General features: G+C 61.5%; 21 protein-coding genes. 11 read left to right on the top strand and 10 right to left on the bottom strand.

Features of this window, described 5'->3' with window-relative positions; genetic code table 11:
• The first annotated feature begins 9 nt into the window (after window positions 1–9).
• From AC1DDH_RS17540 to AC1DDH_RS17520, 5 genes are all read left to right on the top strand, one after another.
• On the top strand, window positions 10–1,554 hold the full coding sequence (locus AC1DDH_RS17540; protein WP_476955960.1) for a rhamnulokinase: 1,545 nt from the start codon (window positions 10–12) through the stop codon (window positions 1,552–1,554).
• A complete protein-coding gene (locus tag AC1DDH_RS17535) occupies window positions 1,551–2,354 on the top strand; it encodes a (Fe-S)-binding protein (protein ID WP_476955959.1) in 804 nt (267 codons plus the stop codon). Before AC1DDH_RS17540 ends, AC1DDH_RS17535 begins: the two co-directional genes overlap by 4 nt.
• Entirely contained in the window at window positions 2,351–3,937 is a 1,587-nt protein-coding gene (locus AC1DDH_RS17530) for a LutB/LldF family L-lactate oxidation iron-sulfur protein (protein WP_476955958.1), read from the top strand. The genes AC1DDH_RS17535 and AC1DDH_RS17530 overlap by 4 nt, the downstream gene beginning before the upstream one ends.
• Window positions 3,934–4,575, top strand: a complete 642-nt coding sequence (locus AC1DDH_RS17525; RefSeq protein ID WP_476955957.1) for a LutC/YkgG family protein — start codon at window positions 3,934–3,936, stop codon at window positions 4,573–4,575. Before AC1DDH_RS17530 ends, AC1DDH_RS17525 begins: the two co-directional genes overlap by 4 nt.
• Before the next feature lie 181 nt (window positions 4,576–4,756).
• On the top strand, window positions 4,757–4,996 hold the full coding sequence (locus AC1DDH_RS17520; protein ID WP_476931374.1) for a hypothetical protein: 240 nt from the start codon (window positions 4,757–4,759) through the stop codon (window positions 4,994–4,996).
• Between the two features lie 53 nt (window positions 4,997–5,049).
• On the opposite strand, the gene AC1DDH_RS17515 is transcribed toward AC1DDH_RS17520, so the two are convergent.
• Entirely contained in the window at window positions 5,050–5,307 is a 258-nt protein-coding gene (locus AC1DDH_RS17515; protein ID WP_476955956.1) for a hypothetical protein, read from the bottom strand.
• A 239-nt stretch (window positions 5,308–5,546) separates the two neighbouring features.
• On the opposite strand from AC1DDH_RS17515, the gene AC1DDH_RS17510 reads away from it, so the two are divergent.
• A complete protein-coding gene (locus tag AC1DDH_RS17510) occupies window positions 5,547–6,323 on the top strand; it encodes a type 1 glutamine amidotransferase domain-containing protein (protein ID WP_476850637.1) in 777 nt (258 codons plus the stop codon).
• A gap of 86 nt (window positions 6,324–6,409) precedes the next feature.
• Here the strand turns inward: AC1DDH_RS17510 and AC1DDH_RS17505 are convergent, their stop codons facing one another.
• Both AC1DDH_RS17505 and AC1DDH_RS17500 read right to left on the bottom strand, forming a co-directional pair.
• Window positions 6,410–6,847, bottom strand: a complete 438-nt coding sequence (locus AC1DDH_RS17505) for a hypothetical protein (RefSeq protein WP_476857775.1) — start codon at window positions 6,845–6,847, stop codon at window positions 6,410–6,412.
• 462 nt (window positions 6,848–7,309) lie between these two features.
• Window positions 7,310–7,561 carry a hypothetical protein gene (locus AC1DDH_RS17500; RefSeq protein WP_476857774.1) on the bottom strand — a complete coding sequence of 84 codons (252 nt, stop codon included), beginning with the start codon at window positions 7,559–7,561 and terminating at the stop codon, window positions 7,310–7,312.
• A gap of 1,592 nt (window positions 7,562–9,153) precedes the next feature.
• Between AC1DDH_RS17500 and AC1DDH_RS17495 the strand changes: the two genes are divergently transcribed.
• A complete protein-coding gene (locus tag AC1DDH_RS17495) occupies window positions 9,154–9,654 on the top strand; it encodes a hypothetical protein (protein ID WP_476955955.1) in 501 nt (166 codons plus the stop codon).
• A gap of 978 nt (window positions 9,655–10,632) precedes the next feature.
• Here the strand turns inward: AC1DDH_RS17495 and AC1DDH_RS17490 are convergent.
• Both AC1DDH_RS17490 and AC1DDH_RS17485 read right to left on the bottom strand, forming a co-directional pair.
• Window positions 10,633–10,809, bottom strand: a complete 177-nt coding sequence (locus AC1DDH_RS17490) for a hypothetical protein (protein ID WP_476955954.1) — start codon at window positions 10,807–10,809, stop codon at window positions 10,633–10,635.
• The gene (locus AC1DDH_RS17485) at window positions 10,806–11,174 is read right to left on the bottom strand and encodes a hypothetical protein (protein ID WP_476955953.1); all 369 of its coding nucleotides are present in this window, start codon (window positions 11,172–11,174) and stop codon (window positions 10,806–10,808) included. Before AC1DDH_RS17485 ends, AC1DDH_RS17490 begins: the two co-directional genes overlap by 4 nt.
• A gap of 182 nt (window positions 11,175–11,356) precedes the next feature.
• On the opposite strand from AC1DDH_RS17485, the gene AC1DDH_RS17480 reads away from it, so the two are divergent.
• On the top strand, window positions 11,357–12,934 hold the full coding sequence (locus AC1DDH_RS17480; RefSeq protein ID WP_476955952.1) for an SIR2 family protein: 1,578 nt from the start codon (window positions 11,357–11,359) through the stop codon (window positions 12,932–12,934).
• A 40-nt stretch (window positions 12,935–12,974) separates the two neighbouring features.
• Here the strand turns inward: AC1DDH_RS17480 and AC1DDH_RS17475 are convergent, their stop codons facing one another.
• On the bottom strand, window positions 12,975–14,225 hold the full coding sequence (locus tag AC1DDH_RS17475; RefSeq protein WP_476955951.1) for a DNA cytosine methyltransferase: 1,251 nt from the start codon (window positions 14,223–14,225) through the stop codon (window positions 12,975–12,977).
• Between the two features lie 166 nt (window positions 14,226–14,391).
• Between AC1DDH_RS17475 and AC1DDH_RS17470 the strand changes: the two genes are divergently transcribed.
• From AC1DDH_RS17470 to AC1DDH_RS17460, 3 genes are all read left to right on the top strand, one after another.
• On the top strand, window positions 14,392–14,622 hold the full coding sequence (locus AC1DDH_RS17470) for a helix-turn-helix domain-containing protein (RefSeq protein ID WP_476955950.1): 231 nt from the start codon (window positions 14,392–14,394) through the stop codon (window positions 14,620–14,622).
• Window positions 14,623–14,642: 20 nt separating this feature from the next.
• Entirely contained in the window at window positions 14,643–15,653 is a 1,011-nt protein-coding gene (locus AC1DDH_RS17465) for a Cfr10I/Bse634I family restriction endonuclease (protein ID WP_476955949.1), read from the top strand.
• A 956-nt stretch (window positions 15,654–16,609) separates the two neighbouring features.
• Complete coding sequence (locus AC1DDH_RS17460) at window positions 16,610–17,182, top strand: hypothetical protein (RefSeq protein ID WP_476955948.1); 573 nt, start codon at window positions 16,610–16,612, stop codon at window positions 17,180–17,182.
• Between the two features lie 116 nt (window positions 17,183–17,298).
• Here AC1DDH_RS17460 and AC1DDH_RS17455 read toward each other — a convergent pair whose 3' ends face one another.
• From AC1DDH_RS17455 to AC1DDH_RS17440, 4 genes are all read right to left on the bottom strand, one after another.
• Complete coding sequence (locus tag AC1DDH_RS17455) at window positions 17,299–18,315, bottom strand: hypothetical protein (RefSeq protein WP_476955947.1); 1,017 nt, start codon at window positions 18,313–18,315, stop codon at window positions 17,299–17,301.
• A gap of 2 nt (window positions 18,316–18,317) precedes the next feature.
• Complete coding sequence (locus tag AC1DDH_RS17450; protein ID WP_476955946.1) at window positions 18,318–18,479, bottom strand: hypothetical protein; 162 nt, start codon at window positions 18,477–18,479, stop codon at window positions 18,318–18,320.
• Window positions 18,476–18,853 carry a hypothetical protein gene (locus AC1DDH_RS17445; RefSeq protein WP_476955945.1) on the bottom strand — a complete coding sequence of 126 codons (378 nt, stop codon included), beginning with the start codon at window positions 18,851–18,853 and terminating at the stop codon, window positions 18,476–18,478. Before AC1DDH_RS17445 ends, AC1DDH_RS17450 begins: the two co-directional genes overlap by 4 nt.
• A gap of 399 nt (window positions 18,854–19,252) precedes the next feature.
• Complete coding sequence (locus AC1DDH_RS17440) at window positions 19,253–21,499, bottom strand: bifunctional DNA primase/polymerase (RefSeq protein WP_476955944.1); 2,247 nt, start codon at window positions 21,497–21,499, stop codon at window positions 19,253–19,255.
• Window positions 21,500–21,591 lie beyond the last annotated feature (92 nt).

Below are 21,591 nucleotides of genomic sequence, written 5' to 3'. Positions count from 1 at the left end.
CTTCCTGCGATGAACGCGGTGCCACCAGCGGATACCGACGGCAGCCGGTTTGCCGGCAGTTCCTTTGTCGCTATCGACATCGGTGCGTCCTCGGGCCGGGTCATCCTGGGCCGGGTCGCGGGCAGCCCCGGTGGGGCGAGGGCCGAGCTGGAGACCGTGCACCGGTTCCCCAACGGGGTCAAGGAGCTCGACGGCGGCCTCCGCTGGGACTTCGACGCGCTGTTCGCCGAGGTCCTCGCCGGGCTCGCGGCCGCCGCCACGACGGCCGCGGCCCGCGGCGAGAGCATCGCCAGCATCGGGATCGACACCTGGGCCGTGGACTACGGGCTGGTCAACGACGCCGGTGACCTGGTCGCGGCGCCGTTCAGCTACCGCGACAACCGGTCCCGTACCGCCATCTCCCGGGTCCACGAAAAACTCGATCCGGCCCGGCTCTACGCCACCACCGGGCTGCAGTTCCTGCCGTTCAACACGATCTACCAGCTCGCCACGGAGCCGGCGCTGGAGGGGCTGCAGGCGCTGCTCATCCCGGACCTCATCGGGTTCCTGCTCACCGGCCAGCGCCGCACCGAGGCCACCAACGCCTCCACCACCGGGCTCTTCGACGCCGTCGCGGGGGAGTGGGCCACGGAGTTCCTCACCGCCCTGGACCTACCCACGAACCTGTTCCCGCCGCTGATCCAGCCCGGCGAGACCATCGGCACCCTCACCAAGGACATCGCGGGACGCCTGGGACTTCCCGAAACCACGGCCGTGGTGGCCGTCGGCTCGCACGACACCGCCTCGGCCGTCGCCGCCGTACCGGCGGACGCCGGAGGTGCTGGCGCCGGAGATGCTAACGACAATTTCGCCTACGTCTCCTCCGGCACGTGGTCTCTGGTCGGCGTCGAACTGTCCCACCCGGTCCTGACCGAGGCCAGCCGGACCGCGAACTTCACCAACGAACGCGGCGTGGACGGCACCATCCGCTACCTGCGCAACGTCGGCGGCCTCTGGCTGCTCAGCGAGTGCCAGCGCACCTGGGCCGCCGAAGGCTACCGGCCGGGGCTCGAGGAACTGCTCGACGCGGCCGCGACTCTTCCGCCCGGCGGCCCGGTCATCAACGCCGACGACCCCTGTTTCATCGCTCCGGACAACATGCCCGAACGGGTCCGGGCCGCGGTCCGGAACACCGGCGCTGTCTTGCCGGAGCATCCCGCGCACATCGTGCGGTGCATCCTGGACAGCCTTGCCGCCGGCTACGCCCGGACCATCGCCGACGCCGAACGGCTCGCGGACGTCCGGGCCGGCGTCGTGCACATTGTGGGCGGCGGATCCCAGAACCGGCTCCTGTGCCAGCTCACCGCCGACGCCACCGGCAAACGCGTGATCGCCGGACCCGTGGAAGCCACGGCCCTGGGCAACGTCCTGGTCCAGGCCCGCGCCGCCGGCGTGCTCAGCGGCGGCCTGGGGGAGCTGCGTGCCGTGGTGCGTGCCTCCCAGCACCCGGCGGAGTACGTGCCCTCAGCCCGGGCCGCACACCACAGTGTCGTCCCCAGCGGAGGTGCCCAGTGAGGATCGCGCTTTTCGCCACGTGCATCGTTGACGCCATGTACCCGGCCACGGCCCGCGCCACGGTGTCCATCCTGGAACGCCTCGGCCACGAGGTCATCTTTCCGGCCGGCCAGGCCTGCTGCGGGCAGATGCACGTCAACAGCGGCTACCTCAAGGAGGCGCTGCCCGTCGTCGCCAACCATGTGAAGGCCTTCGAAGAAGATGAGTACGACGTCGCCGTCGCACCTTCCGGTTCGTGTGTCGCCTCCGTGAAGCACCAGCACCCCATGGCCGCCCGCCGCTGCGGGGACGCCGGGCTGGAAGCCCGGGCCGCCGCCGTCGGAGCCAAAACCTACGAGCTCTCCCAGCTCCTGGTGGATGTCCTGGGCGTCACCGACGCAGCGACGCAGCTGGGCTCGTACTTCCCGCACCGGATCACCTACCACCCCAGCTGCCACGGCATGCGCCTGCTCCGGCTCGGCGACCGCCAACTGGACCTGTTGCGCTCGGTCGGCGGCATCGAACTGGCCGAACTGCCCGAGGCCGACCAGTGCTGCGGCTTCGGCGGCACCTTCTCGATGAAGAACGCGGACGTCTCCTCGGCGATGCTGGCGGACAAGACCGCCAACATCTGCGGCACGGGCGCGGAACTTTGCGCCGGCGGCGACGCGTCCTGCCTGATGCACATCGGCGGCGGACTGTCCCGGCAGGGCACCGGCGTCACCACGATGCACTTCGCCGAGATCCTGGCCAGCACCCTCGAGAATCCCGCCGCCGTCTCCGGCGACGTCCGCCTCACCACCGGAAGGACCGCGCGATGAGCGGCACATTCCTGGGGATGCCGTCCCTGCCGGTCTTCGGCATCGGCAACCTGCACGAACACGAGCCCTTCCCGAAAGCCGCCCGCCGCGAGCTCGGCAACACCCAGCTGCGGGCCAACCTCGGCCACGCCACCCGGACCATCCGGGACAAGCGGCTGGCCGTCGTGTCCGAACTCCCCGACTGGGAGGAGCTGCGCGAGGCGGGCCGGGCGATCAAGGAATCCGTCATGGCCCGGCTGCCGGAACTGCTCGAAGAGTTCGAGGCGAACTTCACCGCCCGAGGCGGGACCATCCACTGGGCCCGGGACGCCGGCGAAGCCAACAGCATTGTCGCCGCCCTCATCCGGGACCAGGGCGCCGACGAGGTGGTCAAGGTCAAGTCCATGGCCACGCAGGAAATCGGCCTCAACGAATACCTCGAAGAACAGGGCATCGCGGCTTACGAGACCGACCTCGCCGAGCTCATCGTCCAGCTGGACCACGACAAGCCCAGCCACATCCTGGTCCCGGCCATCCACAAGAACCGCAGCCAGGTCCGGGACATCTTCCTGCGCGAAATGGAGGGGGTGGACCCGGAGCTGACCAACGAGCCGGCCCGCCTCGCCGCGGCCGCCCGGGCACACCTGCGCCGCAAGTTCCTCAGCGCCAAGGTGGCCGTGTCCGGCGCGAACTTCGCCCTCGCAGACTCCGGGACCCTGGCCGTCGTCGAGTCCGAAGGCAACGGGCGCATGTGCCTGACGCTGCCGGAAACGCTCATCACTGTCATGGGCGTCGAAAAACTGCTGCCCGGCTGGGAGGACCTCGAAGTGTTCATGCAGCTGCTCCCGCGGTCCTCAACGGGCGAGCGGATGAACCCCTACACCTCGCTGTGGACCGGCGTCACTCCTGACGACGGGCCGCAAAACGTCCATCTGGTCCTGCTGGATAACGGACGCAGCGCCGCCCTGGCCGACGAAATGGGCCGCTCCGCGCTGCACTGCATCCGTTGCAGCGCCTGCATGAACGTGTGCCCCGTCTACGAACGCACCGGCGGGCACGCCTACGGATCCACCTACCCGGGCCCGATCGGCGCGATCCTGTCCCCGCTGCTGACTGGGATCACGGCCGAGGAGAACAACTCCCTGCCCTATGCTTCCTCCCTGTGCGGCGCCTGCTACGACGCCTGCCCGGTGAAGATCAACATCCCGGACATCCTGGTGCACTTGCGCGGCGAGGACGTGGACAGCAAACGCGGCAAGCGCGGGAAGCGTGGGAGGGAGCGCCTGCCGAGCCAGATGGACCTGGGCATGAAGGCGGCCTCCTGGGCACTGTCCTCCGGAAAGAATCTCGGCCTCGTGGAGAAGGCGCTGCCGCTGGGCCGGATCGCCGCCGGCCCGGACCGGAAAATCACCAAACTGCCCGGCATCGCCGCCGGCTGGACCCAAAGCCGGGACATCCCTGCACCGCCCGCACAGTCCTTCCGGCAGTGGTGGGACAAGGAACACCGCGCCGCCGGACCCGATGCAGCCCCGGCTGCCGGCACCGACGCCCCCGGGCCGAAGTCCGCTGGCCCGGGATTAGCCGGAACAGAGGAGAACCCGTGAACGCACGCGCAGAAATACTCGACCGGATCCGCTCCGCCCTTCGGGACGCCCCGGCGATACCGGAGGTGCCCCGCGACTACCGGCGCTCCTCCGAGCTGAGCGGGGAAGCGCTGATCGAGCTGCTGACGGACCGGCTCCTCGACTACAAGGCAAACGTCTTCGTCGAGGAAGCCGCCGCGGTGCCGCAGCGGCTCGCCGCGTTGCTGGAGGGCACCGGCCGCTACGCTGTGCCGCACGGCCTCGCGGAGTCCCTGTTCGCGGAGGCGGACGCTTACGACGGCGGCTCCGGCCGCCGCGTCACGGACGCCCCCGGGCAGCGGCTCAGCGTCGAGGAGCTCGACGGGATTGACGCCGTCGTCACCGGCAGCGCCGTCGCCGTCGCCGAAACCGGCACCATCATCCTCGATGCCGCACCGGACCAGGGGCGCCGGGTCATCAGCCTCGTCCCGGACCGGCACATCTGCATCGTCCGGGCCGGGGACATTACCGCCATCCTGCCGGAGGCCCTCCGCCGGCTCGACGGCAACCGCCCGCAGACCTGGATCAGCGGCCCCAGCGCCACCAGCGACATCGAGCTCGAACGCGTCGAAGGCGTCCACGGCCCCCGGACCCTGGACGTCGTGATCGTCCGCGGGTAGGCGGGAGACCGGGGCCCGCTTCCCTGCCACCGCGAGGGAAGCGGGGCCTCCTGGTTTGTGGTGATGGCCCCGGAAAGTCGTTTGCCCCGATCACTCAGAGGAAACTCATGGTCTTCTCAGCAGGGAGTTGAACCATGGAAGCATGTACCTAGTCGACCCCAGAGCCTATGCGCATCGCCTAATGCACCCTGGCGCTTGGTTCCGCGCGACAATCCGCCGGCACGTCCCCGCAAGCGACCACGCCCGCGACCAGCAGCCCACGCACTCCAGGTTCGACTATCTGGAGGGTGGCCTCACGGGAACACTGAGCACGGCCCATTCACGGCACAGGGCCAAGGAACTCGAGCAGGCATTCCGGAACGGAGACGTTTCCTACGAGGACGCGTGCCTGGAGATGGAGCAACTCGAGGGGGAGCTGTGAACGGCTGGCAGCGCTCGACGGAACCGCGCGTTTCGGGTGCCGCTGCCTGCGTTCTAGGAGCAGGTGTTGAGGAAACCTGTGGCGCCAGGGCGGGCATGGAAGGTCACCGTGTGGCCGGCGTCATCGCGGAAGATGGCCTTTGGGCCGGTCACGGTGATGGCGCCGGGCTGGTAGGGGTTCTTCCAGCCTTCAGGCGGGTTGCCGTGGCCGTCGTCCAGCGCCTCGTCCGCGACGAAATAGGTGCCCTGTACGAGCGCTTCATGGATGCCGCAGTGTGTGTAGAGACTGTACGGCGAGCCTGAGACGGCCATAGTTGTTGGGTTGGCCGGGGTCCCACTTGCCGGATCCCCCTGCATCGCGCACCCGCACAGCAGCGCCAACCCTGCAGCGGCTGCGAAGCCTAAGTGGTATCGAGCTGTCATGCCCCAAGGCTCTAGGGCGCTGCCTCAATGGTCAAGAGCCAAGCAAGCCTGCCGGCAGGCAAAAGACAGCTGGGAGGGGCCCGAATGGGGCTGGGCGTAGGGTGGAAGTTGGACGAAAGGAGCACTTCATGAAGAAAATCCTCATGGTACTGACCAGCGTTTCCGAGATCGGCGATACCGGAGAGAAGACCGGCTACAACGTGGCCGAGGCTGCACATCCCTGGAAGGTCTTCAAGGATTCCGGGCATTTCGTCGACTTCGCGTCCATCCAGGGCGGCCAGCCTCCGCGCGACGAGGTGGACTCAGAAGATCCCATCCAGGTCGCCTTCACGGAGGACGAGACCACGCGCGCCGGCCTCTACAACACTGCCCGCGTCGACGTCGTTGATCCCGACCAGTACGACGCCGTCTATCTCGTGGGCGGCCACGGCACGATGTGGGACTTCCCGGACAGCGAAGGCTTGCAGAATCTGGTGGCCAGCGTCTACAACGCCGGCGGCCTGGTGGGCGCGGTCTGCCACGGGCCGGCCGGCCTGCTGAACGTGGAATTGAAGAACGGGCTTCGCCTCGTCGAGGGCCGGAAGGTGGCCGCCTTCACCAACGACGAAGAGGTTGCCGCAGGGAAGGACAAGGTCATCCCCTTCTTCTTGGCCGACCGACTTGAGGAACAAGGCGCAACCCACGTCTCCGCTGACGTCTTCGAGGAGAAGGTCGTGGTTGACGACCGGCTGGTGACCGGCCAGAACCCGGCCTCAGCCGCCGGCGTGGCCAAGGAGATGGAGAAGCTCTTCGCAGCGGTCATCCACCAGGAAAAAGCCGAGGAACAGCACGACGCGGAGGCTCTGCGCGCCGAGAAGGACGCCGAGAAAGACGCCAAGAAGGCTGCCGCAGAAGCAGAGCACTAACACCAAGATCGCACTGAAACTGGCGGCCACCCCGGCAACGGGGTGGCCGCCTCCGCTCTGCGGCAATCGCGAACACAAAACAAGGATCAGTAGCCGTACTTGTTGACCACGACCTGCACAATGTTGGTGTCGTCGTCCCGACCGTAGTCAGTGATCGTAATGCGTACGTTCCATCCGTCGATGACGCCAATGCCCCGGCAGTCCAGTCCGCCTGCATTGATCCTCTGCTCCCGTACGCATGGCTTGTACTCCTGTGGCGTCAAACCCACCTGCTGAACGTACCGCTCCAGGTCACCCTCCCGGTACTTCCGGTGAGTGTCCCAACGGTATGCGTACTGGGAGCAAGGTCCATCGAGCGGGATGCACAGCGCACTGCCCACCGGCTCCTGCGTTCTCAAAGGCTCCCATCCCGGCTCTGGCTGGAGGCGGTCGGCAATCGACTTGAGCTCAGCGACAATCTGATCGCTCTTCCACGATGACCAGAGGAAGAAAGCAGTGACAGAGGCAACCGTTACTGCCAGCACACCGAGCCATATTTTGCGGCCCCTGCTCATTCTCGTCCCGCTCCCCACTGCGTACCTCTCTGGTTGTGAGGCCCGGAGTCCACCCCGCCACCGCGCTGGGCTGGTCCACCGACCGTCTCGCCTTCGCCACCTACCGCCCCGAGCCGGGTGAATGACCGTCCTGCCGAGCGGTGGCCGGCAGCGCCTGCGGAGTTGACTTACGCGGCGATAGCGGATGTGGGTGGCCAGCGGTGAGTGGAGCACCTCGGCCGGTTCGCCGCACCAATATTTCCATTTATACGGAGTTCTAGAACTGGGTATAACTGCGGGGTTGAACCCGGCGGAACGCCTATGGCCCAGGCGAGGTGGATATGGCACTTTGATTCAGGACCGGTGTGACCGCTAGAAAGAACGATGCCACCCCTTCGTCCGGGCCAAGACCCGGGAACGCGACACTTGATCCGAAGGACACCTACTGTCGGGCTACTGTAGATTATCCGGGACGCCGAATCGCCTTCCGACGAGTACGCGAATGGCCGCGAGTAGAGGCTGATCTTCCAGCGCAACGCCCTCGCCCCCGTAATGCACACCCGTTTCGTCACCCACTGCTTCTATGTCAAAAAGATTGAGGACCTCGGCCACGCGAACCTGATACTCGGTGGCGGTCATTTGGCGAGACACACGAACTGGAATTGTGCTGAGTTTGCGCGCGACCTTAGCAGCGGATTCATTCATGGGCGCACTCTTGCATGGCGTTCCGCCATTGCACAAGGGGCCTCTTCGAGTCGCATGCGTGAGTATGAGGCGACGTCAGGCATTTGCTGGATGATGATGACGCCGTAGCCGAGGCTCTGGAGCTGGCGGATGACGAGGTGGGTGGCCTTCAGTAGGTTCGCGAGCGGCTCTGGTGGTTTCTAAACTATCTTTAGGAACTCCTGTTTTCGCGCCAACCGGGGCGACAGTTGGAACGTTTGGTCGAGTCGCTCCCCGTGCGATGGCTTGGGGGTATTGCCGACGGTCGTTGTGTACGCCAGACCCTTCACCTCACGCACCGTACGTACGTGAAATCTGGCAAGTTGTACCAAGTTCTAGCGGGTTCTAGGAAAATCCGCATAACCCGCTAGAACTTCCTAGAAGTCGGTATAACTGAGGTCTTTACCCTGCGAAACCCTTTGCCGAGAATCTGGTTTGTAGCCCCATGCCGTCCCCTGCCAGCGATCGCTGGCTTCCGTCCCGACGACCTTCCCAGAGCTCGTGCATCTTCCGCCTCGGTGACGCAAAGCCTTGGCGGTTATGGACGTCTCGGAGATGATGAATGCAACGGACTGAGAGGGGCGATCCAATGTCTGCTGCGGATGGGGAAGCCCGAGCGTCGAGGGAAGAAACCATTCTGCGTATACGGAGGGGAATCCGGGCGGCCCAACTCCGGGTCGCGCTGGACGAGGCCCGGGGACGACGGACGCCGGAAGCGGGGGTGCGACTGGCACAGCGAACGGCCCCGAACCTGCCGTCCCCATTCGATACCTTGAGAACGCCGGATGGAGAGCTTCGGACGGATCCGGAGGCTCGGAAAGAATTGGCTCTCCATGTGCGACGTAATATTCTGGCCGCGCAGTTGAGGGCCGCCCTGGATGAGGCACGCGGCCGGCCGACGCCCGAGGCCGTAAAGCGACTGGCCCGGAGAAAGCTTCCGTCACTCGGGTAGAGACGCAGGATGCCGCCCCGGTACCCTCGGCCACGCCCCGTGGCGCGTGCGGCAGTACCTCGATGTGGGAGCGATTCTTCGAAATATGCACCAAAAGTGCACCACGAAGCGGCTGAGAATGCAGAAAACCCCCGGTTTCCCGGGGGTTTTCCTTCGCGGTGACGGTGGGATTTGAACTTTCGCAGAAGCATGGGCGGCAGAGCAAAATCGTTGAAAATTCGCGTATTTCGATACTCCCCAAGCACTGAATATTTCTGTTGATCAAACCGTATTGCGCTCAAAACGTGCTCAACATTGAGTCTGTATCTTGGGCTCGTCGGGGTGACGCCGAAAACGGGGTGACGCCGGGGTGATGAGTGTGCAGACCAGCGTTCATGCGGGTTGATCGGGGTGACGGGTTGACGACGTGCGAGCAAGAGCAAAAATGCCTATACGTGTTTGAAGCGATGATCTTTATCTTTATCGTTATAGGCTCCACCGGGTCTGCTCGTTCTCATCGCCCGTCGACCCGTCAACCCGTCGACCCCACGTGAACACTGGACTATACGCCGGTCACCCCGTCGTCACCCCGTCAACCCAAGGGCGTCCGGGCTCTGCATATAAGAACCGGTACGGTACAGCTATGGACCTTCAGATTGTGGACTTTCAGATCTGGCTGCTGCCGCTGCTGTCGCTCATTGGCGGTGCAGCTGGTGCAGCCGTCATTAATGGATGGTTTGGGATCTTCAAGCTGAAGGCCGATCGAGTCGATGAGTACGACCGTTGGCTCAGGAACCAAAAGGTCGAAGTCTACTCAGCCTTCATTGACGCCGCCTTTACTGCCTACCAGACGGTACCCCTCCTTCGTCCGAAGGACGTCGACGAACTCCAGACGGTGAGGGAGGATCAGCAGATTCCCCTTGCGCGGATACTGATGATCGGCTCGGACGATGTCCGCAATGCAGCGCAAGCCGTTGCCGATGCCCATTCATCTTGGCTGCTAGACGTAGTGGGGTTGAATAACGATGATCCGCTTCGGTTTCCCAAGTTGCAGCGCCATGGCAAGGTCGTGAAGGCCAAGATGAACGAATTACAAGAGGTCTGTCATCAAGAGATCGGTGTCGTTCACTCCCGCAAGAAGTGATTGGCCTCGCAAGGAGCGGCGAGGGACCCGTTTGAGTACTATTTTTCATTTCCCCAGACCCGTACAAAATGCGAGCACCCGAACGCACCGGGTGGATTTAGCTGCCCAGGGGAGGGGGTGTCGACCCCATGTCATCGCGACAATGCATCGTTGTAACGAGCCCACGGCGCAACGGCAGAGGTTCAGCAGCACACGGCAGACGTTTGTTCACGCATCGTGCATGATCACGCGTCGATGCAACGACGGATCACGTCAGAGCGCAGCAGCGGGCACATCATCAGTGGCGCGGCAGACACATGCACGGTGCAGGCACGCGGCGTCGACAGCATGAGGCGTCACACGGGACGGAAGGCAGTACGTCATCGGGACGTCGGACGGACGCGGACATCAGGACAGTGATCATGCGTCGGCATCAGGGCATCAGGGCAGTACGCGGCGCAGCGGCAGACGGGATCATCGGCAGCACATCAATGCAATCCGACATCATGGCAACGGTACAGATCGAGCATCGGCGACACGTCGCGTCAGTGAGCGTTCAATCGAGTAGACAGGCGAAGTGACACATTCACGCACAACGACATCGTTGGATCGTCAGGGAGCGCATTGCGGACGCGTCAGCGACGGACGCAGCGCGTCGGCGTCGATGCACGATTACATGGGTGCGACCCTCGAACCTCTATAGTTCAGTCAGGCCTATGAATTGGGGGAAATGTGGGAAGAATCTGGCAGGTCGGGGTTGGCATGGTGCTCGGCTTTGGGTGTTGGGCTGTGGCCGATGGTCTCGCCACGAAGAAATACGTCTGCATCGGGCGCCCCATTGAATGCCTCGTCACAGAACAGACTCCGTTCGGGTCATTCCTAATATTCGTCGGGTGGGTCTTGATTATCGTGGCGTGCCTGAATCTGTGGCGACTATTGAGCGGCAAATAGGTTAGCGTATCCACCACTAACCCCCGTTGCCGGGGGTGTGGGTTGAGGTTACGGGACGAGCGTCAGGCGGGCGACGCATTCGTGGTCGAAGGCAAAGAAGCCTTCGATGGTGGCGTGCGGCGTGGTGATGAACGCGGAGCCGTCGTCGTCGATGTCGAGGTCGGCATCAGGGCCGAACGACGAGTGCACGAAGTCGGCAGAGGCGATCATTTGGTCGCGAGTCATGCCTTCGCAGCCTTTGCGGCTTCGGCGGCCTTTTCACGACGACATGCAGCGCGGGCCTTCTTGCCTTCGGCGCCCGACTTGGCGTGGGTGCAGTCGGTGTGCGCCGTCGGGGCGGGAGCCTTCTTGGCGGGCGTGGCCTTCGCGGGCTTCTTCGCCGGTGCCTTGCGCGTGCCGTTCGCCTCGGCTTCGAGTTCGGCGATGGCGTCGGCCACTTCGTCGGCGGGTGCGTCAACGTCCTGTGCGATCGACTCAGCGGCGGCAGCTTCGTTGGCGAGTGCCTCGGAGGGTGCCTCAACCATTTCACCGGACAGCTTGATGACGGGGGCGGCCGGCTTGCGGTTGGCGGGAGTGCGGCGTGCGGTCATTTGGATCAGTCCTTCGGTTGTCGTTTCGTCGTTCCTGGCGGATCGACGAGATGACATTAAGAGACTTTGCTCAGCAGTCCCAAGGAGAAACGTGTCCATGGACGAGCCGAGGCTCATCAACCGTAGGCTGTATCTGAGCGGCACGTGCTGCGTCTCATCGGAAAGCAATCGGGGGAACGACAATGTCGCTAAGGGATGAACTGCACGGACATCTTTCTAAGTATGAGACGGCCCCTTTCCTTTTTGTCGGTAGTGGAATGTCACGTAGATATATTCAATCTGAGACTTGGGCCGGATTGCTTTCTCGGTTTGCTGCAAAGCTGGATAAGCCTTATGCCCAATATGCCTCGGCGGCGAATGGTGACTTCCCGACCATCGCCACTGAACTGGCAAATGACTTCCACCCACATTGGTTCGCGTCAGATGACTACGCGCTCACGAGGATTATCCATTCAGACCCTCAGTTCGTAAGTACGCCGCTTAAGATCGAGATTTCTGAATATGTCAAGGATCTTATGCGCAACCTTCCCGTGGAGGGCCGCGAGTTTGACGAGCTTGAGATTCTTAGGAAGTCGGTTATCCAGGGGATTATCACCACAAACTACGATCCGCTGCTGGAGCACCTGTTCCCTGAGTTGGAAGTATATGTGGGGCAGGAGGACCTACTTTTCAGCAATCCCGAAGGGGTTGGGGAAATCTATAAGATCCACGGCAGTTACAGCAATCCGGACTCGTTGGTGCTCACTCAAAAGGACTACGAGAACTTTGGTAGCCGCAACGCTTACCTGGCTGCGAAACTGCTGACTATTTTTGTGGAGCACCCAGTCGTCTTTCTGGGCTACTCCCTCTCCGACAAGAATGTCCGTGAGATCCTTATGAGCATTGCCAAAGTTCTCACTAAGGACAACATCGGCCTCCTTCAGAATGGTCTTATCTTCGTGCAATGGGATGAGAACGCGACCGATCCTCGAATGAACAAAACGGTCATCCCGATGGATGCCTTAACTCTACCCATCATAGAAATCACGGTTTCGGACTATGACGACGTTTTTCTGGCTCTCTCCACGCTAAAGGAGCGACTCCCTCTGAGCCTCCTGCGAAGGGTCAAAAAGCAGGTAACCGAGCTCGTGCAGACGAGTGCTCCGAAAAACAAGACTTACGTGATGTCGATTGATGACGCTTTCAACAGCGACGAGGTGGACGTTGTGATTGGCATTGGAGTTCATAATAAGTTGACCATGACGGGCCAAGGCATAGTAGGTCGAGACAGATACGATCTTCTCCGAGACATCATCAACCCCTCTCTCCCTGGCGACATTGATTCAATGAAGTTGGTAGTTTCCTCCGTTTTGCCAAAAAATCTCCCAGGGCGCACGAATACCCCGATCTATAAGTACCTGAGGTCATGCGGCTACCTGAACCCAGATGGGACTGTAGCGTCCGATGAAGTTCCAACCAGGGTTCAGCTTCGTGTAACGCAGGGGATGAAATTTTTTCAATCCCAGTACCCGAAAGAGCAGGCCAACTGTAAGACCTGGGCGGACGGAGTCCAAGACTTTTCGGCCTTCCTCGAAAGCAACTCCTGGAACGACGTGGCACGTGTATTGCCCTACATGGACACATCCAAGATCGATATGGAGATGCTGCACGCTGCCTTGAAGAAGGAGATTGAGAGCAAGAGCCACGTGATGTACACGCCCATTGCAAAGGTCATTTGCATCTACGACCTCTTGGAACACCAGAAGGAAGCGTCGGCCTGAGATTCCCCAGACCGACGTCGGCTATTACCTTGGGCGAGCGCTACACAGCCACGGCGATGGGTGCCGACCAGTTGGATTCTTCATCCAGAAGGTCGACTACTCCTGTCTCGGACTTCGCGTCCAACGCCATGAGTGACTGAAGGGCAGCTGACGCGACTGCACGCCCCAATAGCGGGGGCACGGCGTTGCCAATTTGCTTCAACATCTGCCATTCGCTGGAGTGAAAGACGAAGCCATCGTGGAAGGACTGCAACCGTGCAGCCTCTCTCACCGTGATCCACCGCTCAAAACGAGGATGAACCCACTCCGACATGTCTCGGTGCATTTGAGCGAGGATCGTGTAAGCCGGGCGGTCATAGGGAAGTCTCCGCCACTTCTCCGGGCGGAGTCCGTTCCATACGTCTTTTGGAAGTGAGTCGCCCTTGGCGCCCGGCTTAAGAAGGGCAATTAGTGCCTGTCGCTTCGCTTGGATATCTTTCGTGTGGTGATTGTAGAGACGGCGCTGCGAGGACTTAGACGAAGCCACCTTGTACTCGGACGTGTACCACCGCCCGTCTCTGTCCAGCCGCATCTCATCCAAGATGGCCGTCTTGGCCTGGGACCGGGGGTAGGCCACGGCTTCGTAGTGAATTGCCGTCTGTTCGGGCGAATCGCGCAGGGCGTCCCATACGGTCTGCACTTCCTGCTCCTCGTTCTTCAGCGCAGACGAGAAAAAGTCCTCGGCTGTGGAATCTAGGGTTTCACCGTCGCGAACACCGAAGAACATGGCCCTTCGACGCAGCTGAGGAACGCCGTAGTCCGACGCCACGACGACTTGAACACTGCTGTTGCTGTATCCGGCTTCCTTCAGGGCTTCCAGTACCTCTCGCTTGAACCGGCCCTTGTCTAGGAGGAGCATGTTCGGGACGTTCTCGATGAGGAACACGCGAGGCTTCAGGTACTTGAGGACCCGAATGAACTGCATATAGAGCTCATTCCTCGGGTCGTCAAGGATCCGTGTTCCGATCTGGCTGAAGCCTTGGCAGGGAGGGCCGCCGAAGAGCATGTCCACCTTGCCGGGTTCTACGTCCGGGAAGTCGGATGCGACGCGCGCCCAGGTCGCCGACTCTGCGTTGAGGAAGTCGTGGACGTCACCTTCAAAAAGCGGAACCTCGGGGAAGTTCTCTCTGTAGGTCTGCGTCGCGAAGCGATCGATTTCGACCGCCGCCTTAACGTCAAAGCCTGCCAGACGAACCCCCTCGCAGAATCCACCGCAACCCGAGAACAGCGAAACTGCAGTCTTTTTGGACAATTTGAAACTCCTTTAGATAGCCACCAGACAACCTACATCGAGGGGGCGACAATGTTGTAACTACGCCGGTGGATGTTGCCTATAGTCTACAAAGAGCTTCGCGGTCCTTCTGTCACGACACGCGGTTGGGCGTAGTTGCGGAGCTGACGTCGGTTAGCTTGTACACGTGGATGGAGACGATCTAACAGCCTCATTCGGGCTCGCCGTGCGCCGGGCGCGAAGTGACCTTGGCCTTACTCAGCATCAACTGGCCGAGCTCGCAGGGTTAGATCGGAGCTATCTGAGTGAGTTGGAGCGGGGGCGGCGCAACCCGACGCTCACGGTTCAAGAGAGGCTGGCAATGGCGCTGGGTAATCGCCTCTCCGATCTAATTCGACAAGCAGAGGAGATGGGCTAGTGCCCTTCAGGCATAGTGAAGTGTCCACGCTGGCCCTTGCGACCGGGCTGCGGCAGATCGAGGACCGCCGCAACAATCCAGTCAAGGGCCGAGACACCAAATTTCGGCTGGCGCAGCAGAACATGCTGGCATATACCTTCGATGCGGTATTGCCAGGGTGGGGCCCGGCTGGCCTAAATTCGATGCCGTTTCTCGATGTCGTGAGGCAATGCACTTCCAACGCCTTGGCCGAGGGGAACTTGCTTTACGGTGCTGACTTCGAGATCAAGCCTGCCGCTGTCGCCAAGGTAACCGGCGATGTGTACGAAATTCTGACATCCGGCATCCTTTGGGACGCTGCAGCGTATTGGAATCGTGCGATGCTCGGCGAAAGCTGGGTCACGTCCCCACGCTATAGCCGACCGAGAGTGGCGCCAGATCCCAAACGACAAGTTGTCGTTCTTAATCTTCCCCGAAGCTATGACTGGGTGCGGCTCTTGGTGCCGAGCGCTCAGGAAGAGATCGAAAAGATGCGCGAACGTCTGACCGGCTTCAATCTGACTATGCCGACCTCCACCCCTGACCTCGCTGTTGTGGTACTTCCCGAGCACATGTGGGACGACGATTTCTGGCGCACACCCGTTACGAAATTGGGACTTACGGAGCAACAGATGTTGGCAACGGCCTACCGCAAGCTGGAGGGGCAGGTAGAACCCGGAGAAATTATCCTTGCGATGGCGTTGAAGGCAAGCCTGCGTTCTGACCGAATCTACCAGCCCCTGTACGAGGCGAACGTGATGCAGTTGCTCTTGGAAGGGCATTTGGGTGCACCGAGAGTCGAGTTTGAAGTTCACGTCTTGACGGCGTCCGGTACGGATGCTGAAAGGGTGTACCAGGCGGCCAACCTTCACTCAGCGTTTGGAGGTCAACCTCACCGTGCCGTTCGGGAGCTGTATCAGCCAGCCACTGCCACGGAAATTGTGACGCGGTTCTTCACGTTCCTGAACAATCGGACTTCGCTTGTCCCCACCCAGCCGTCTTTGTTGCCTTAGCCAGCGAATCCAGTCGCGTCTTTAACCGGGCTGCCCGCTCCTTTCGGCGTAGCAGTGCCAGACGACGGACCCAAGGGTTGCTGCGCATATGGAATATGTGCTGTGTCGGCATACCCGGGTCTTGATTGAGGTACTCCAGCTCCGGTGGAAAGTCCCAGGTCCGTCCATCGTCATTTCGGCGCCGAACGGTTCGCTTGCTCGGGTCGGCCTCGCGCCGTGCTTTGGCACGAGCCCGTTTCGCGGCGAGAATGCACGCCCTCGCAGAGCAGCATTTGATTTGGGTCCCAGACAGTTCATCTCCGCAGAACAGGCACGTCATGATTCCACCACCACATGGGCTGGAGCGCAGCAGAGTTTGTTACCGCACGTCTGTAGGACCCTGCTCGGCACATCGCCCCATAATGCCCGAGCGACCACACGATGCACGCGCAGGTCCCTGCCTTGGTACCGGAACCGCCCGAATCCCTTGACATCGTCCCGCATCCACAAAAGGCAGCCACCGGGCGCAGGCTCCGACAGCCGACGTACCGCATCTAGAATCCTCCGACTGTCGCCAGTGCCAAGGGCGATGGTCAGCGAACCGTCGCGGTGGACACGGCGAGGCTTGTACTCAACGGTGTAGGTGACCGGTCGGCCTATTCTGGCCTCGTATCTGGCACGCCCGTTCGCCGCTTTGCCCCTGCGCCGGCAGTCGGTTGAACACAGGGACCGGGCACGTTTTCCCAGCAACCCTCCGCACACCCTGCAGTGCTTCTCCAATGCAATCGTTCCCATGCAGCGACACTAGGAACGAAACCGGAGACGGAGCGTTTGGGAGAGCACATCGCCCAGGCGCGTCTGTCAGCGCCCTAGGATCGTTCGATGATCAATCACGCACGAGCGCGCACGCTGGCGTCTGCTGGATCAGCTACGGGCGCTGTCAGAGGTGGTGCGCTCGGTAGGTCATAATCGAGCCCATGACTTCTCATAAAGACGACGACAAATTTCCCGAAAGCGCAGCGGGTGCGTCCCCCGCCACGACTATGTCCTGGATACGCTTTGAGGAGATCAGCGACATTGAAGCCAGTGGTCAACCCCTCACCCTCACCCTCACTCAGAAAGAACTTGAGGAGTACGAACAAGGCAAGGCCACAATCCGGGCGACGTTGCAGCCGGCCGTGGAGAAAGCTATGCAGCCGGTAAAAGCCCAGATGCGAACTGCACTGAGGAAGATCCGGACCCCTGAGCTAGACGAACTGCTCAAGTCATTGCGCAGCAAGCAGAGCGAAGTCAACAGCATCGTGGCATCGACATCAAAAGAGCGTCCGAATCAGGACCTTGCGGGAATGACGGGGACGAAGGAACAGGACAATCCGTTGGATGCACTTGTAAGCCTGACGGAGACCCAGACCAATGCGATAAATGAAATGGCAACTGTGATCGCGACGTCGGGGAACTCCCAGCGCAACTTCAACTTGCTGATGCTGTTCCTTACCGTCCTAGCGTGCGTCTTTACCGCAGGGCAGCTGATCGTGGCCATGAGGACCTGATGCTAGGGCGATTGCTCGGAGCCGGTGCAGTACGTCACTTCGGCACTGACGGTACGGCTATCCACCACGAAACCCCGTACCTGCGAGCGGCACGGGGTATCGCGGTTTATAGACGGCTAGGAGGTCATTGCCCGCGCTCCGGCTTCACCCCACGAGGCGCGGCGGACCTTGCGATCAGTCTTCTCGTCCGCGGGGCCATCGGTGTAGTCGATCAGGGGCCGAACACCAATGACTCCGAAGTACTTGGCCCGGTTTACTTCCTGTATACGGAACTTCGCGTAATCCGTCACAGCGACCGCGAGGTTGGCAGCGTCGAAGGCGGCGACGAGGTCGGAGACGGACGGCACCCACGGTTCGGCGACGGTCGCGAGCCAGACGAGGTAGTCCCAAGGGTTGACCGGGTTTCCTGTGCTGTCAGTGCTGGGGATGTCTGAGGTGCTGTGCTTGAACGGTGAAGTTCCTCCCGTCCCAAGCCAAGCGTCGAAGTTCCTTACGCCGGACAGCGGATCGTTGGCTGCTCGGTGGCCGGATGATTTCTCACGCTTGCTGAGCCAGTAGTCGGACTGTTCCAAGGAGTTACGGATGTGCCCGACAGCAGGGATCTTGAACTTCTCCCCGTCGCCCAGGCTCGGGACCGTGAAGGCGTGCTGAAGACCACGGATTTCGACATAGCGGGCGACCAGTTCTCCGGTTGCGCGCCAAGCCGACAGTACCTGCGGGTCGTCGGCCGCAAGAACCTGTTCTGCTGCTCGGATGTGGCCGAGGGTTTCATCAATTGCCCGCACATCGTGCATCAGTGTGGCGAGTTCGGCACGGAGGTAACCGAGCGCAGCGTCGGAGTTGTCCCGAATCAGATCGCGCTTCCGCTCTTGGACGGCTTTCGATGCATCCTTGAGCATCTGTGCGCGGACTCCGGCATTCAGCCTTTCGGACCTGATCTCCTCATTGTGGAAATAAGGTTCCTTTGGGAAGCCCTCCCCGGCCAGCGCCGCTTCGATGTAGTCCGTGGCGGAGATCGGTGCTTCGGACTTGATGCCTCGGTTCCTTTTGATCTCTTCGTTGATGCGTTGCTCGGCCTTGGTGTGGTCCTCAAAGCCGGGGATGTGGGCATAAGCCTTTGCTGTGATGGTCATGATTACTGCTCCTTCTTCTTGGGGTACATGGATTCGTAGAGGTCACGACCTTTTTGGACGCTGCCTGTGGACTGGCGATCCTTGGCTGTCTGGCGGCGTTCGGCGCTGACCTTCTTCTCGAATGTTCCATCGCGGTAGGCGGCCATTGCTTCCTTCGTGTTCACTTGGTGCTCCTATAAGGGGTGTTGTTGAGTCGGATAACGGGGGACTGTCGCCAAACGTTGAACAGGAACGTCCGGAGCTTGAGGGGTTTGAACCATGCGGATAGGAAGTCGATGGACGCGGACTTGGCGTGACCGTGATCGTCCACCAACACGAGGTCGAGCATGTGCCAGTTGAGTTCAACGTGGCCGACGATCCTGACCTCACCCCTGTAGATCGAATTCCAATCGCGGTGCTCAGGCAGCGCGTGAAACATGTCGGTCGTGAAGTAGTAACCATTGAGCCGCATCACGAATTCTCCGTTTCGAGCCCGACGAGTACTGACTTCGGCCCCGCGCCACGCTTTGCCCGGCATATCGGGCAGCGGATCGTACATAGTCCGAACCTTCCGGAACAGGGCGGTGATCATCGCACACCGTCCGTGAGGATCAGCTGGGGTAGACCATCGATAGCGGCAGACGTACGTACAGGCCGACCTTCGAGCAGCCCCAGCACTTCGACGGAGTCGTTGATTCTAACCCAGGCGAGCGGCGCATCGACATGGTGCGCTGTAGCGAGCTGGGCGTACACGACAGACGATAGGGGCACGTTGCCCAACGTGCCTGTCACCATGCCTTTGGCGAGCGGCGACAGAGTCACGGGCGGGACTGACGCACCCTTTACGACGGTGACGCGTAAGCGTCGTTGGGGCGGCGTGTACGGGGTTGGTTGTTCATTCATGATTGGTTTCCTTTCGGATTGCGGGTCTTGCGGTGTGAGGACGGGTGGCTGTGTTCTATCGCATGGAGTACCGCCACCCCTCGGTATTTCCGGATGTCACGCGCTGTCGTGTGATCAACTTGTCGACCCGTCGGAGGTCGTCGAGCACCTCGGGAAGCATTTTGCGCTTGGCCTCTCCAAACTTTTTCGAGAATGCGGCGCCCGTTTTTGGTCCCTGCTTCAGGAGTTCAAGCACAACTTCGCGGACTTCTCGGCGCATGGTCTTATGGGCGGCGTCGTCCCGGATCACGGCAGCCTTGCCCTCAGCCTTGGCTCGGGCCAGATGCTTCTTCTGGGCCTCGCCCCGCATGACCTGTTCCGTGCTTTCCCGGACCCAGTCGCTGTGAGTCATGAAGCGCTGCGCCATTTCCCAATGGATTTCGTCGAAACCGTGGGTCTTCCCGTGGAGGACAGCAATACCGAGAGCAACCTTCTCGATCACCAACAAGCGGTGCCCGTCGTACTTATCGCTATCTCCGGTCTCGAACGGGTTCTCACGGCGTCTGCGCAAGTTCTCTGAACGGATGATGGTTTCAACAGATTTGGGGATAGTGACCTGGGTCAGCTCTTCGTAGTTTGCAGCCTCGCCCATCTTGGACTTCCAGCGTTCAGTCCGGTGACGCTCCTGCGGCCATTCGGGCAGCGCGATGGTTTCGTTGCTTCTGGAGCCAGGGTCCGTATCCACCGCATGGGGATCATTTACAGTCACCCAGATAAAGCGCTGGGGCAGGCCACCTCCCGCTTCGCTGAACAGCGCGTCGGCTCGCAGAGGCTGCACCCCTACCTGCATGCACAGGCGGTAGCGATCATCGCCGACGGGAACGTTCTTGCTCTTGTTGGCGTACCCGTAGCCCAACGCCTCGCCGGTACCAGCCTTGCGCAGCGTCTCAGAGAGTGTGCTGCTGTCCCTGCCGAACATCGCCTTCAAGCTGTCGACCTCGGGGGCCGAGAGGAGAACCCGGGAGTAGCCGTAGACAACTTCAAACCCCTTCTGGCCGTCGACAGGTTGAAGCGAGCCGAACATCTTGGCGACACCTTCTCCAGAGCCTGGGGAGCCTTGGAAGACGTCCTCTTCGACGGATGCAGGGATGGTGTAAAGACGCCGACCTAGTTTTTCACTCATGCCCTTGCCGGCACCGGACTTCGCAACAATCGCTAAGTGGAGGTTTGGAGGTGCGGGAGCCCCGACGGTATCCGGAAGGCACACATAGGCGGGTATTGCCAGCAACGCACGGATGATGCCGAGGCCCAACATGCCGAAAGGACCTACGCCATGATCGTTGGCGAAGCGCTTTATTCGGCCCATAACCTCGGACATTGCCCAGATTTCATCGGCAACTTCGCGAGCATCGGGCTGGGCGGCGGCCCACCTAACCATGTTGTCGAACTCTTGGGCATGTGGCGTACGACCTTGGGCCGGTGAGAAGGCCTTGTCCCATGCCCCTTTGAGGGCTTCAACTGCTTGATCGGCGGAGTAATCGCCAGCGCGCACTTCGCGGACGGCCCAGCCCAGAACGGCGACCATTGCTCCGTGCCGAGATTCGCCTTCGCTAACTCGGGTTCGGAAGCTGCTGAGCGGCCCGTCGAGCTTGGAGGGGTGCCTGGACGCGGTGTGTTCCTGGCAGAAGGTCGCGAGGTGGGCCGGTGATAGCGGCTCGTTCGCACCTGTTCCTACAGATTGCACGAGACTCCGCAGCCTGGTTCCCAGATTCGGTACTTCCCCAGTCTTGACCCATTTGTAAGGCGTTCCCGTCACTACATGGACAGTGGGGGAGGCAACGATGACACCATTCTTGCCTCGGAAGTCACCCCATGGGGCGAACCCACCGGGGGAGTTGCCAAGTGATTCATCAGTGCTAAAAATGTAGTGCCCCCGGTCACTGGAACCGCGGGAACTGTGGAACAATCCCTTGCGTAGTTCATGGGCGATCTCGGGCGGAACATCGTCGAGGTTGTCGCCGTCGAAGTCGAATATGGCCAGCCTGCTTCGACCTGCGTGGATGAACACTCCGGCGTCCGGCGACTTTTCGTACCATGCTCGAATAACACGCGGATCTGTACTGGTCTTTTGGTCCCATCCCTGCTTCAAGAGTGAGCCCGGATTCTTCGTGCCCGGTGCAAGCGGTCCTACATAGATGCCCGCCCTCGCGTAGGCTAGCGCCGCGTCGAGCGCGGTCATCTCGTTCACACCGGCAGGTATCCGGAGCGCCTTTGCCTGCGGGGGATGTTCGGTGATGAGGCTGAAGTCAACCTCGATCTCCAAGGAGGGGCTTCTCTTCCGCCTCAGGCGACCCGAGGCGCCCGTCCTAGTATGGATTTGTGTTCGGATGCTCACCGTCACACCTTTCGTTTTGA

The sequence above is a fragment of the Arthrobacter sp. 10T425 genome, assembly GCF_056393985.1.
This window is presented reverse-complemented; position numbering and strand designations above follow the sequence as displayed.